General features: G+C 45.2%; 14 protein-coding genes and 1 pseudogene. 2 read left to right on the forward strand and 13 right to left on the reverse strand.

Translation table 11 applies throughout. The annotated features are described in order from the left end of the window. Positions 1–317: 317 nt before the first annotated feature. The 9 genes from ACFO1S_RS14770 to ACFO1S_RS14810 form a co-directional block, all read right to left on the reverse strand. Positions 318–728, reverse strand: a complete 411-nt coding sequence (locus ACFO1S_RS14770) for a hypothetical protein (protein ID WP_204605435.1) — start codon at positions 726–728, stop codon at positions 318–320. A 289-nt stretch (positions 729–1,017) separates the two neighbouring features. Then, positions 1,018–1,347, reverse strand: a complete 330-nt coding sequence (locus tag ACFO1S_RS14775; protein ID WP_204605505.1) for a low molecular weight protein tyrosine phosphatase family protein — start codon at positions 1,345–1,347, stop codon at positions 1,018–1,020. Between the two features lie 83 nt (positions 1,348–1,430). Further along, entirely contained in the window at positions 1,431–2,081 is a 651-nt protein-coding gene (locus ACFO1S_RS14780; RefSeq protein ID WP_378127030.1) for a hypothetical protein, read from the reverse strand. A gap of 200 nt (positions 2,082–2,281) precedes the next feature. Continuing rightward, positions 2,282–3,319, reverse strand: coding sequence for a hypothetical protein (locus tag ACFO1S_RS14785; RefSeq protein ID WP_204605437.1), 1,038 nt, complete (start codon positions 3,317–3,319; stop codon positions 2,282–2,284). Between the two features lie 711 nt (positions 3,320–4,030). After that, the gene (locus tag ACFO1S_RS14790; protein ID WP_204605438.1) at positions 4,031–4,441 is read right to left on the reverse strand and encodes a hypothetical protein; all 411 of its coding nucleotides are present in this window, start codon (positions 4,439–4,441) and stop codon (positions 4,031–4,033) included. Positions 4,442–4,619: 178 nt separating this feature from the next. Continuing rightward, on the reverse strand, positions 4,620–5,087 hold the full coding sequence (locus ACFO1S_RS14795; protein WP_204605439.1) for a hypothetical protein: 468 nt from the start codon (positions 5,085–5,087) through the stop codon (positions 4,620–4,622). Positions 5,088–5,896: 809 nt separating this feature from the next. Continuing rightward, positions 5,897–6,502: a GNAT family N-acetyltransferase gene (locus ACFO1S_RS14800; RefSeq protein ID WP_378127032.1), complete on the reverse strand. Its 606-nt coding sequence runs from the start codon at positions 6,500–6,502 to the stop codon at positions 5,897–5,899. 144 nt (positions 6,503–6,646) lie between these two features. Then, entirely contained in the window at positions 6,647–7,720 is a 1,074-nt protein-coding gene (locus ACFO1S_RS14805; RefSeq protein WP_204605440.1) for a HAMP domain-containing sensor histidine kinase, read from the reverse strand. A gap of 14 nt (positions 7,721–7,734) precedes the next feature. Further along, on the reverse strand, positions 7,735–8,409 hold the full coding sequence (locus tag ACFO1S_RS14810) for a response regulator transcription factor (RefSeq protein WP_204605441.1): 675 nt from the start codon (positions 8,407–8,409) through the stop codon (positions 7,735–7,737). A gap of 142 nt (positions 8,410–8,551) precedes the next feature. Between ACFO1S_RS14810 and ACFO1S_RS14815 the strand changes: the two genes are divergently transcribed. Both ACFO1S_RS14815 and ACFO1S_RS14820 read left to right on the forward strand, forming a co-directional pair. Beyond that, the gene (locus ACFO1S_RS14815) at positions 8,552–9,505 is read left to right on the forward strand and encodes an ABC transporter ATP-binding protein (protein WP_204605442.1); all 954 of its coding nucleotides are present in this window, start codon (positions 8,552–8,554) and stop codon (positions 9,503–9,505) included. Beyond that, positions 9,502–10,203 (forward strand): ABC transporter permease, encoded by a 702-nt coding sequence (locus ACFO1S_RS14820; RefSeq protein ID WP_204605443.1) that lies wholly within the window; start codon positions 9,502–9,504, stop codon positions 10,201–10,203. Before ACFO1S_RS14815 ends, ACFO1S_RS14820 begins: the two co-directional genes overlap by 4 nt. Positions 10,204–10,385: 182 nt before the next feature. Here the strand turns inward: ACFO1S_RS14820 and istB are convergent. From istB to ACFO1S_RS14840, 4 genes and pseudogenes are all read right to left on the reverse strand, one after another. Continuing rightward, positions 10,386–11,096, reverse strand: a pseudogene (gene istB / locus ACFO1S_RS14825) (IS21-like element helper ATPase IstB); the annotation flags it as partial. Further along, positions 11,093–12,046: an IS21 family transposase gene (gene istA, locus ACFO1S_RS14830; protein ID WP_378127036.1), complete on the reverse strand. Its 954-nt coding sequence runs from the start codon at positions 12,044–12,046 to the stop codon at positions 11,093–11,095. The gene istA and the pseudogene istB, both read right to left, overlap by 4 nt. After that, on the reverse strand, positions 11,994–12,257 hold the full coding sequence (locus ACFO1S_RS14835) for a hypothetical protein (protein WP_378127038.1): 264 nt from the start codon (positions 12,255–12,257) through the stop codon (positions 11,994–11,996). Before ACFO1S_RS14835 ends, istA begins: the two co-directional genes overlap by 53 nt. A 313-nt stretch (positions 12,258–12,570) precedes the next feature. After that, positions 12,571–13,779 carry an L-serine ammonia-lyase, iron-sulfur-dependent, subunit alpha gene (locus tag ACFO1S_RS14840; RefSeq protein ID WP_204605444.1) on the reverse strand — a complete coding sequence of 403 codons (1,209 nt, stop codon included), beginning with the start codon at positions 13,777–13,779 and terminating at the stop codon, positions 12,571–12,573. Positions 13,780–13,800: the final 21 nt, after the last annotated feature.

Here is a 13,800-nt window from a genome sequence, read left to right on the forward strand (position 1 = left end):
AGGAGGAATCACAGAATAACCTCGCTTCCCTAATTATCTATTTCATCATACAACAAATAAATGTATTTGAAAATTAATGCATTTAGGGGCTTTCAGATAATGTTATTGAATTCACGACGCCCAACTCCCTTAAACCCGAAGAGTAGGCGCGGAGCGATTAGGGAGTTGGATATGTCTGGCTGATTCTTCTTCCTGAAACTGCCTATTGCAACGTCGAATCCTCTTCTAAGTTCTGCCGGAAGAGCGCCGAGTGCCCCGAAGCGTGTATTAGGTTATGCGAAGACATTTGCTCTTCGAGTTTACTTCCAGAAATGATGTTACTTCTTTTTAAATAAGGTATTATCTAATACATGGTCTCTATATTGTTGCCATTCATGTAATCCTCTTTCTGGTTCATTGTCAAAATCTATTATGCCAGTCCCTCCATCCAATGCTTTCCATCCAGTTTCCTTATATATAAGTCTAAGTGCTTCAATGGCATCATCATTGCCTCTTATATGTAGCAAAATACAATTAATATCTTTTAATGATATATTAAATTCGATAGAATAGTCACTTCTCTCTAATGTCCCCCAGGAAGGATCACTGAAATCTGCGTCTGGAAACAATCCTTGAAGGATACTAACAACCTCATCGTTGCTTCCTAAAGATCCCATATTATCTTCAGTAATATCCTTTATCTCATTTATTTCTGTTGGTATATTCATAAGAACTACATCCCAACTCATGTATATTCCTCATTTCTCATTAATTTCATGTGTTTCAAGTGCTTTCCCATAACGTTTTGTATTCGCGATGTCGATCTTTCTTAGATAGCTCCTACCTTAGGAAGATTGACGTGTCCGGCTGATCTCGCTTTCCTGTATACAGAGATGCCTCATCGACTTACATCAAATTCCTGCCGGACCGAGGGGCATAGTCCCAATACGTGAATATATTGTTATAAGAAGTCAGGGGCGCCTTGAAGTGCTCACCTATGCGATTTGTTCTCTATTCAAATCATTTCATCAATATTTATTATTCTGGCACTTCAATATATTCTGATACTCTTGATTTCAATATTTCTATTAATTCTTCATCCATAAATCTATAATCATCAGGAATATCAAGGCATATTAATTTCTTACTCTCTAATGTATTTGAAAACTTATCTTTAAGTCTTCTTACATGTTTCTTCTCCATTACAAATATCATGTCTGACCAACCTATATGTCCTTCAGTAACCTTTATTCTTGCGCCTTCCTCTGTTCCGGCAGATCTTACTTCATAACCATTAAATCTATCAAAAATTTTCTCTGCCGTTAGACTACGCCATTTATTACGACTACATACAAAGAGTAATTTAATATTGTGTCACCTATTTCATATAATTAAATGGATTGATTTTTGCAACTGAACATTAGCCTTTCCCATACAGTCGAATACTCCCTCTAACTACTAAACCCGCCTCGCCTATTTCCCATTAAATCTAACATATCAAATTCATACAATGCTTGACTGTCAGCCCATTCTTCGTAATAAGTAGACTCATAATCTTCAAATGTAAAATCAAATCTTAAAGAAGTGAACCGCTTCTTAATACCCCCAAATTTCTCATCAAAGAATCTAATAGTATAGTCGTAGCAACTCTTTAATTTGTGAATTAATTTCCTTACCTCTTCTTCTTCAATTGAAATTTCATAATGCATAATCTTATTTCGATAGTTATTTAAATCCTTTAATAACTTTTTGAATGCAATGGGTATTTCCTCACCGCAAATATATTCCAATCTATCAATTGCTTCATGGAATGATATCGTTTCAAGCTTTACTTTCGTGTCCATAATATGCGCAATATGATTTTCCTTCATCTGTTTTCTTGCGTTAATGTAGTTTGTTATATCTTTATAGATCAAATGCTCTTGTTTCGTTTTTAGAAAGTATTTAAATAAAATCTCGTTTGCATGATTAATTGTAAGAATGGCATCTTTGATATGATGATACCCAGCCAGAGTAGGGTCGTATTGTATTTCAATATTTTGTATGGACAGGTAAGTAGCCTTTAATGAATCTACTCCATTATCTAACATTGAATATTTCATATCTCCACCCATTCTTTAGTCATATTTCGCCTAACGTTTTTTATTCACAATGTCCAACTCCCTTAAGCCCAAAGGGCGGCCGCGTTACGTTTAGGGAGTTGGATATGTCCTACTGAATATAATCCCCTGTATCTGAGATTGCTCCAGTCGAACCTCCGGTCCGGACCGAGGAACGAATGCCCCGGTGCATGAATATGGTTTTAACTGAAGTTGAAATCTCCATTGATGATCTTACAAATTATTAATTCATTATCTATGACTTCAATAAACTCATTTGTTGTATTATGGTAAGTCAATGGTTTAAATGTATTGTCCTCAAAAAGCACATTTCCATTTATGAGATCATAGATTTGAAACCCTTTATCTTGAGATGAACAAAATAAAAATGTATCAAAGAATAATTTCCCATAGCTAATTTCAAATTCTTTAATGATACTTCCATCAGTAATATCAAATAGTCTAAAGACTGATCCCTTAGTTGGGTCTGTGATATCATCCTCGCCAAGAAAACTAATATCGATTCTTCCAGTAACTCCAACTAGGGTGTCGCTGATCCAACAGATTGGATCATTCCAGTCCTCCTTTCCCCACCATAATTCTTTCTTGCTTTCCCCATCTTCGGATTCCCATTTATTGTTAATCCATTGATTTATGTTCCAAGTAGTAACCGAGCCAGTCGGATGCCATTCCCATCCATTATCCACGACCCATTCCTTGTCAGGTGATAATAAAAGTTGTCCATGAAAATAATTCAAATAATGGGGATCGGTTGTTTTCGGGTCTGCTCTTGATGTTAACAACTCTTCAGTCATTAGATTTGTTATATCCAGTCTATTCCACTGAGTTCCGTGTATGGCGAGTATTTGATTTTTGTAATTGGCAAATGAGAATGGAAAAATAGTCTGCTCATGATGGTAATCGTCTCTACTGAATTTCATTATGATTTTATTCTTTTGTATATCAATTACCTCTCCATTACGACCATATGTATTAAACACTGCGACAATGTTTCGATCTGATGAAATTAGAATAGAAACACTCAAATTAAAATCTATTTCTCCATTGTCGAACAAAAATACAGTGTTAAAAGATTCTTCCTCAGTATTGATTTCTACTATTTTCCCGTTTCTCGTAATTGCATAATATAAATTATCTTCATAAATTATTGGCTGGATGTCCAAAATCACTTCATTATCTAGTAATTTTAATCTTCTAAAATTGAGCTTTAGACTCTCCATACTTATCCCCCACTAACGATATGCAATTGCAGCTAACGTTCTTGTATTCACGACGTCCCACCGACTTTAGGACCCGCAAGGGTCCGACCGCGGATGTGTCCGGCTGCTTCTACTTCTCCAAGTACTGAAATACCTCCCCGAAATACCTCTGTCTCCGGTCGGACCGAGGGGCGAATGCCCTGATGCATGAATATGGTTATAACGGATTATTCCGACTTCCTTGAATTACTCGCAAGTATGCTCTAATGGCTCTTTATGCTGAACTTTCCCTTGAGCCTTCTCTGTTGCATTTTATCCTTTATTTTCTTCATGTAACACTTTGTTGTTTAATATAATCTCCTTTGAGACTTTCTACTTATAATTCCCCGAGTCACATAAAATGAAATTCCTACAGATATCAAGAGAGTACTAAGGCTCCTTAAAAAGACATCAGAAATTACTGAAGTGATTATTGCACTAACAATTACTTGAATGATGATTAATAGGACTATAAAAACTGCCAAAGCATAAAGAATTCGCTTGATATTTGGCACTTAACTGTCCTCCAAATACTTAATTTTGTAATTAGTTTATACTTACCAGTGCAGGGTTGTCTGCCTGACACTACTTCCCTAAATTGCATCGGGTAGACCAAGCGTCTTCAGACCCGCAGCGTGAATAAGTTGTTTTGCGAAGACACTTTCTTCTTCGAGTTTACTTCCAGAAATGATACTACTTCTTTTTAAATAAGGTATTATCTACTACATGGTCTCTATATTGTTGCCATTCATGCAATCCTCTTTCTGGTTCATTGTCAAAATCTATTATGCCAGTCCCTCCGTCCAGTGCTTTCCATCCTGTTTCCTTATATATAAGTCTAAATGCTTCAATGGCCTCATCCTTGCCTCTTATATGTAGCAAAATACAATCAATATCTTTTAATGATATATTAAATTCAATAGAATAATCACTTCTCTCTAATGTCCCCCAGGAAGGATTACTGAAATCTGCGTCTGGAAACAATCCTTGAAGAATACTAACAACCTCATTGTTGCTCCCTAAAGATCCCATATTATCTTCAGTTATATCCTCAATCTTATTTATTTCTGTTGGTAATTTCATAAGAACTACATCCCAACTCATGTATATTCCTCATCTCTCATTAATTTCATGTGTTTCAGATAGCTCCTACCTTAGGAAGATTGATGTGTCCGGCTGCAGCAACCTCCTCTCCCCCCTGCCGGACAGAGCGCCGAATGCCCAGAAGCGTGAATTGGTGTTATACGCTGCTCTGGCTACATGAAGGAGCTTAATCGATCCATCATTTCTTCACTAGCTCTTCAGGCATTATCCAATACTGTTTTGTCTCAATATTAAATTTCAGATGGATTATTCTTTGTTCGCCCTTCTTGGGCCGTTTATAACTTGTCCCCATACCATAAATGCTTCTTCCAGGAACGAATAGTGTGCTTAGCACTTTTCGATTTTTATATACAACAAAGTATTCGTTCACTTCAATTTCTCTTCCCTCAGCAAGGTTGTTTGAGGTATTATTCCATCTAAGGGCCTTGATCTTCACATTTGTTGAAACTGTATTGCCAGTAATGTTTTGTTTACCCGTTCCTTCTACTAGTACTTCTACATCTGCTGAAGTTAAACCATAATCATATTCCCCTAATGTCTGGCTCGTTCTATCTAGAACTATTAATTGGTTCAAGATTAAATATGTACCGATTATTACGAATGATAGTAACAGTATTGTACTTAAAACCTTTCTCCTCAGCGACATTGGAGCACCTCCAAACAAACGGTCATTTTGGGTTCCGAGGTTGCGTATAACGGTCTTGTATTCACGACGCCCGAGATTCCTCCGCAATCTGCGTTTGCCCCATTCAAATCCTCTTCAACTTCGGCCGGACCGAGGGGCAACTCCCAATACGTGAATATGGTGTTGGTGATGGACTCGACATCCTGATTTGCTTTCAATTAAACATTTTCGAACTTCATATGAGTCAGATTATTTAACAAATATCTGATGTTGCATATAATAATTGCAATTACAGTAATTGTGCCGATGACTCTTACTGAATTTAAAATATAATTAGTCAAACTTAATATCAAGATATATGCAGATAATCCACCCGCTACTATATAGTATATATTTGAGAATATGTACTTTAAATAATTTGCTTTCCTTATATATCTTATCAAAATATCATGTACAGCCCCAATAAACAGTCCTGTAATAAATATTGGAATTCCAATAATCATCAAAATAAAAAATGTGCCTCCAATTTCAAAAGAATAAACCCAAAAAAAGATCCCTAGCAATAAAATGAACAATGATATTGAGACAATATTATTTTGCATATTTTCTCCTTTGCAATTCGAGTCTTTCACTTAACATTTTTATTCACGAAGTCAATCTCCCAGAGATAGCTCCTATCTTAGGGAGATGAATGTGCCCGGCTGCACCCCTTCCCTGAAACTGATATACCTCATCGATACCGTTTCTAGCTCCTGCCGGTCCGAGGGGCAACGCCCCGATACGTGAATATGGTGTTAAGCAAAGTTCCCCCCTTCATCGAATATCCCACATCAATGCTCTTCATATTCAATTAGCCAACAGTCTCTATATTGTCCTTCATGAAATTCGTGCTTCTCCAAATACTTCTTCTTAGTAAACCCACACTTCTCATATACCTTAAGAGCTCTTGTATTCCATGCCTGCGGATCCATTACAATCTTTTTCGCTTCTTTCTTATCGATCAAATATCTAACTGTTTCATTAATTAATTGAGTTACGATTCCCTGGTTCCAAAATGATGACTCCCCGATAAATTGATCCATTCCAAAGATCTTTCCGTAGAAACCGACGTAACCATACTTCTCAATCTCTTCTTCATCTATCAAATAAAACTGTAAATAACCAATATCATGCGATTGATATCGGATAATGCATTGTGTAATTTCATCCCTATTCTCGTAAAAGTGCTTTTGAACTAATTTTTTGTCATGCGCTCGATCCCGTCCTTCATAATACTGTAGGACTATGGGATCTAAGAGCCACTTAACAAGTAAATCAGCATCTTGTTCTTCAAGACTTCTTAGACAAATTTCATTGTTCTGAAAAATGATCATTGTTGTTCTCCTGTTCTTATGAACTTGCGTTGCGGGAATTTCGCTTAACACTCTTGTATTCACGATGTCCAACTCCCTTAAGGCCCGAAGGACCAGCCGCGATTCGGTTAGGGTGTTGGATGTGTCATTTTTCACCCTTTTGGCCGACTTTAATTCCGATAGGCTATTTAACAATCAGATTTCCGTAATGTTTACTATTTTCCTGAACTACAATTTCGCTTCTGCCCCCAAAGGCAGACTGATCGTAAAAATCGAACCTTTATTAAGCTCACTTTCCACCTCAATCGATCCTTCGCACAATTCGACGATGCGCTTTACCAACGTTAATCCGAGTCCGTTCCCCACCATTGTACGAGAAGCATCGCCTTGATAAAATTTGTCAAACATCCGCCGCATCGTCTCTTGGCTCATCCCGCATCCTTGATCCTCAAGCCGAAATATCACCGCCTCACCGCGTTGCCATAAGCCAATCTTTAGCGCCCCGCCACCGCTCGAATGCTTGATCGCATTATCCAACACATTGATCCACACCTGCTGAATCAAATGTTTATTGCCACATATCTCGATCTCGTCGTCCAAGGCAAGCTCCAACTGGAGGTTGCGGGCACTCCACTTCGGCTCCAGCATCAGGATCGCCAGCCTGACTTGCTCGTCCAGGCGATAGACGGACTTTTCGCTCACGATCTCAATATTCTCGACCTTCGACAGGTTGAGAATACTGGTCGATAAACCGACCAATCGTTCGGATTCCTGGATAATGCTGTCCAGATATTCCTGTTTGTCTTCCTCGCTGAGGCCACCCTTCTTCAGCAATTTGGCGAAGCCGCTGATCGAGGCGATCGGGGTCTTGAATTCATGGGAGAAATTCCGCACGAAATCACTGCGTAACGTCTCAATCCCCTTCAACTCCTGCACCATCTTGTTAAAGCTCGCCGCCAGTGCATCCAGCTCAAAAACAATGCTTCCCTTCGCCGTCACCTCAGCGGAAAAATCCCCCTTCGCCACCTTACTCGTGGCTTCCATCATATCCCGGATCGGCCTCACCGAGCGCCGGCTCAACAGCGCGGCGATCACCACCCCCAGGAACAAGCTGATATATAACAACACATACACCCCGCGCATCGGCGCCGGCTGATTCATGTCGAGCAGACCTGCCCGATAAAGCAAAAAAGCAAGCAAGCCTGCGGAACCAATCGATAGCACCATGACCACAAATACCAACGCTACCAAGGAAAACGCCAGACTGATTTTATGTGGAACAATTCTATGCCTGCTTGGCATCCTTCTCATCCCTTTCACACGCGCTTCGCGATCTTGTATCCCAACCCGCGCACCGTCACGATCTCAAAATCCGGATTGCCCCTGAATTTGTCGCGCAATCGATTGATATGGACATTCAAGGTATGGCTATCTATCTCGGTATCCAGCCCCCAAATCACTTCCATTAAATTCAATCTAGTAAATATTTTGTCAGGATAGCTCATCAGCTTGAACAGCAAGTAAAACTCCTTTTGGGGCAAAAAGGTTTGCTCCGCTCCTCTCGTAACCGTTAGCGCGTTGTAATCCATTGTGGTCTCTCCCAACACGAGCATGTGCTCGCTGGCAGCCTGCGCTCTGCGCAGCAGTGCCTTGATACGAAACAGCAGCTCCTGCTCGTCGAACGGCTTCGTCAGGTAATCGTCCGTCCCCGCAAGGAAGCCTTGGTGCTTATCCGTGATGTCATGCATAGCCGTCACCATCAGGATCGGGATATGGTCCCCAACGCTGCGCAATTCCCTACATAATTGATAACCATCCATCTCCGGCATCATCAGGTCCAACACAATCAAGTCAAAGCGCTGCTCCTCCATCCTGCTCAGCGCCTCGAGCCCATTCTTAACCGGATAGGCATTAAACCCCCCATGCTTGAGCACAGCGCAGAGCAGCTTTTGCGTATTGGCATCATCTTCGACCACAAGTATATTAAACACGGTGCCCCCCTCCCTCCCCATAGCCTTATTATACTGTCTCAAAGTAAACCGAACATCAACCCCGATTCGCGGCCTCACTTGAGGTTCAGTTGATATAGAGCGACTAAAGTACTGGTTATCCCACATAGAGAGAGGTTATAGAATGAGAACAATCAGAAGAGACACCATGGGCAATACCAACGTCATCCAGCTTGAGAATGTCAGCAAGAGCTTTGGCGATTACCAAGCCGTGCACAATCTTTCATTGGAGGTGAATCGCGGGGAGGTAATCGGCTTCCTTGGGTTGAACGGAGCCGGCAAGACCACGACCATCAAAATGCTGCTTTCGTTACTGAGGCCATCATCCGGCAGCATCTACATGCTTGGGAGCAAGGTAGACGCCGGCAATTACAAGCTATGGGAGAAGGTTGGCTATTTGGAGGAAGCCATCTTTTATCCAGAACTTACGGTTACGGAAAATCTGGACATTGCCCGCAGGATGCACCTGATCTCCGACCGCAATTCCATTGCTCGCGTCATCGAGCAGCTTGATCTGGGAGCTCATCAGGACAAGAAAGCCAGAACGCTTTCCCTCGGTAACAAACAACGGTTAGGATTGGCAAAGGCTATGCTCCACAACCCGGAGGTATTGATACTGGACGAGCCGATCAACGGACTTGACCCTGCCAGTGTTGTCGAAATCCGGGAGCTGCTGCTCGACTTGTCGCGCAATCGAGGCGTCACCATCCTCATCTCCAGCCACCTGTTAGAGGAATTATCCAAGCTGGTGGACCGTATAAGCATCATGCACAAAGGGCAGCTCATCCAGGATATGAAGGTAAGCCAAATGGAGCAAGCCCTGCAAAAAAGCGTCATCCTGGACGGACGCAATCGCGTTGCCCTGATGCGTATTCTTAAAGAGCATGGGTACAGCTATGAAGAAGCCGCGGATGGGCGCTTGGCCTTGGCAGAAGGCCGAGCGATCTCTCAGCCGGAGAAAATCGCAGAAATTTTAGTGCGAATGGGTCAGCCTCCGACTCATCTGAGCGTCGTGACGGAAGATCTGGAAGGTTATTTCTTGCGCATGATCCGTACAGAGGGGAGGAAGCAGGCATGAAGCTCCTTTCTCTCCTTCACAACGAAGCTCGTAAAATAGGGCGTTCTATCGTCTTTTGGGTTATGCTCGGGGCCTTTACGGCATTACCCCTGATGATTGCTATGTTCAACAGTTCCACAGCGCACTGGGACGCCTACTTCGCAGAGCTGCTCGGCTCCATAGGTGCCTTGCTCGTCGTAGGATTTTCATTCACCTCCGCCTGGGTTTTTGGAGTGGAGTACACTAACAATACCATCAAGGACATCCTTGTGAAGCCGGTCCCCAAGACCTATACGGTATTGGCGAAATTTATCGCCATCGCGGTCTGGAATACAGGAATGGCTATTTTCACCTTTGCGGTCATCGCGGGCGCGGGTTCCCTGATTGGCGTCGGCGGAGGATCCATATCCGCAGTCTTGCATGTTTTCTGGCCATTCATGTCCGCCAGCCTCCTGATCATGCTCGTCAGCACGACGAGCGCTTTCATCGCCAATCTCACCCGAGGTTACCTCGCACCGATTGGAGTCACCTTTGTCATTGTCATCGTCTCCAACGTAGTCGTGCAGTTGGGCTTCGGACCTTATTTCCCATGGACGATTCCAGTCCTGCTGCTAACCGGAGCCGAGCTCCACTGGAGCAGCATGGCGATACTTGCTTCCATAGGACTAGCAGGATTTGCCGGAACGGTGGCTTGGTGGCGATTTGCCGAGCATAAATAACAGCCCTGCTTTGGAACAGTGTAGCCTTTCGGTATTCGCCGAGACAGGGGGTTTTGTCAACATCGGTCGAAATTTCCCCCAAAGTATCGGTTCAAAATTCCCCAGTTTCATCGGTCGGCTCCAGCGTCCTCTGCAGGTTCAGGGCGGAAGAAGCCGGCCCTTTTCTTCTCCTTGATGCGCTAGCTTTCGCCTTTGATATTAACCGTGCTGGAATGATGGAGAAGGCGGTCTAGAATGGCTGTCGCCAGCACGGTGTCGCCAAAAATATCGCCCCAGGCGCCAAACGTCTTATTCGATGTCAGCAGGATCAAGCCGCGCTCATAGTGCTCGGAAACGATCTGAAAGAAGAAGTGGGCAGCCGTCTCGTCCATCTTCCGGTACCCGATCTCATCGATGATGAGCAGGTCGGGCTTGATGAACATTTTGATCTTCTGTTTGATTGTGTTGGTCAGGTGAGCGGACTGTAAGGTCTGCACCAGGTCATGCGCCGTGATGAAATAGACGGTATGACGCCGCTTGATCGCCTCGAGCCCCAGGGCTACGGCGAGGTGCGTCTTGCCCACAACGGGCGGACCGAGGAAGATGAGATTCTCCTGATGCTCCACAAAGCGAAGCGTGGAGAGATCGCGGATTCGGCGCTCGTCGACCGACGGCTGGAAGGCGAAATCGAACTGATCCAGCGTCTTGCGGGACGGCAGATGCGCAAGGCGTGTCCGTGTCTGGATGAACCGGTCGTGCTTGGCGAGCAGCTCTTCCGCCAACAGCTTGTCCAAAAACTCCAAATACGATATATTCGCTTTAGACGCTTCTTCGGCGTGCTGATGGATGATTTCCGGTATGCGGACCCACCCAAAGTGGCGAATCGCCGTCTCCAATCTCTCTTGCAGAATCATTGGAACACCGCCTCTTCCATAAGCGAGTCGTAAACCGATAGCGAGCGTTCCGACACTTCTGGTGCGATTTGTGATACATAACGAGGCGTGGGCTCTCCAACCGGACGACTCGATGTACTGCGAATACCCTCGAAGTGTTTTTTATTGCTCACGATCTGGTGCTTTCCCATGGACTTGGGATGCTCGGCGATGAGCTGACCGCCGCAGTAGAAGCGCAGCGAGCCGTTCTTCTCGTCCTGGATCTCCACGAGGGATCCCACGTAGGCAAATGGGACGGTATACCGATTCGCCTCGTACGAGACGTAGCAGTCGCTCGTGACCTTCCGTTGATGCCGCTCGGCGTAAGCGAAGGAGACGTCGTTCACTGGGGTAAGACGTTCCTCTTTCCACAGCTCCAGCGGCACTCGAAATGTCGTGCCGTGCAAACGTTTATTCGCGACCGTGTCGAGCCAGTGCCTGGCCTGTTCATTAAGATCCTGCAGACTCGTAAACGTGCGTACACGCGGCCAAAAGTTCTTTCGGACATAGCCGACGCCATTTTCTACCTTGCCTTTCGTCCTCGGCCGATACGGCTTGCAGCGACGAAGCGTGAAGCTGTAGTACTTGGCAAACCGCGCAAACTGCTCGTTCCAAATCGTCTCGCCGTCATCGTCCTGCCCGATGACGACGGTTTTCATATTGTCGTAGAGGCAGTTCTGCGTGATGCCGCCGAAGTACGTGAAGGCTCTCGTATGACAGCCCATGAGCGTATCCAGCCGCTCGTCCTCTGTGAATTCCAGATACATCGCTCGCGAGTAGCCAAGCACCATGACAAACGCATAGAGGCGTTTCATCCGACCGTCGTGATCCACCCTGAAGTGCCCCCAGTCCACCTGCGCTTGCTCGCCGGGCGGCGTCTCAAACCGCTCTGTCGCCTTGTTGCATAAAGACGCGCAAAATGGTGCTGCCACCGGTATAGCCTTTTTCTCGAATCTCGTCCAGAATGACACTCGCATTCAGGCAGCCTTCTGCCATTCGATGTCGAATGTAATTTTTGTAGGCGTCAAGCTTCCCTGCCGCCGGCTTGCGTCTTACGTAGCCGACCGGCTCGTCTGCCTGCAACCACTTCCTGACCGTCTTGCGGTCACGCCCCAGTTTGCCTGCGATCTGGGTGATGCTCATCCCTTTTTCCGCATGTCTTTCATCCTGAAATACTCCCCGTTCTTAACCAATCTCGACTCTCTCCCTCCGGAGAGTATGTCGGCAGTAGATGGGGGATTTTCAACCGATGATAATGGGGATTTTACTACTGATTTTCACACGGGCGACCAACTCTGCCTTGGTCAAACTACCCGGCTCGACCATGCTGAGACCGCAGTAGCCCGCCTTACATGGCCTTCCCAAAAAGAACGTCCCTTCTGCCAACCGGCAACAAGGGACGTTCTTCGTCTCATTACACAAGTATGGAATTAATGCCCCATCATGGCAGTATCATTTAACCGTCCATTTTGTAGAGCTTAGCGAGCCCGCCTTCTGCCGTTTCACGGTAACGGCTATTCATATCCTGGCCTGTCTCATACATGGTCTGCACAACCAGATCAAAAGATATTTTACGGGTACCAGACAAGAATTTAGCTAGGCTCAGCGCATTGAGCGCCCGCATCGCACCGACAGCATTCCGCTCAATGCAAGGAATCTGAACCAGTCCGTTAATTGGATCACAGGTTAACCCCAAGTGGTGCTCCATCGCAACCTCCGCCGCATACTCTATCTGGTCGATCTCCATACCGGACAATTCAGCCAGTGCAGCCGCTGCCATAGAGCAAGCCGTGCCCACCTCCGCCTGGCAGCCGCACTGAGCGCCGCTGATCGAGGCGTTCTGCTTGACCAGATTACCAATGAGCCCGCCAACCGCCAGAGCCCGGAGGATCTGTGCGTCCGGGACCTGCATCTTCTCGTGCATATAACGGAGTGAGGCAGGCACAACACCGCTGGCTCCACAGGTCGGGGCCGTTACGACTGTGCCGGCGGCGGCATTCTGTTCGTTGACGGCGAAAGCGTACGCGCTGACGATCCGGTTCTCACGTGTCTCCGGGCTCTCATCCACATGCCCCTGATGATAGAGATATTTCGCCTTGCGTTCGACATGAAGACCGCCTTCCAGAATACCTGTGACGGATAGCCCCTCGTCGATTGAACGCTTCATCGCTTCCCAGATGCCTTGGAGGAAATCCCAGATTTGTTTGCCTTCACGCTGTTCGACGTAATCGCTTAGACGGATATGATTCGCTTTACAAAAGGCACTGATCTCTGCAAAGGTATTCTCCGGGTAAACATCAGGCCCATGCGCCTCCTCCCGCCCCTCAATTACGATATCTCCTCCGCCGATACTGACAGCACGCATGAATGCGGTTTGCCGCCCATCTTGGTAAGCAAACAAGTCCATGGTATTGGGATGAGGCAGAACAAAGTCAGGCTGCGGAACAAATTGGACCTCCGCTGGAGCGGGCGACAGTGCTCTAATAATAGCTTTGTCCGTCATATGGCCTTTGCCTGTTTTGGCAAGGGAACCATAGATCAACGCCTTGAACTGGTCTGCATCTTCATTTTCTGATTTGAAGATTCTGGCCGCTTTCTCCGGCCCCATGGTATGGGAGCTGGACGGTCCGCTGCCAATCTTAAATAGCTCAGTCAACGATCTCATAGCACCCATACATCCTTTCCG

Source organism: Cohnella boryungensis (assembly GCF_042651945.1).
In the GTDB taxonomy this organism is placed as follows: domain Bacteria; phylum Bacillota; class Bacilli; order Paenibacillales; family Paenibacillaceae; genus Cohnella; species Cohnella boryungensis.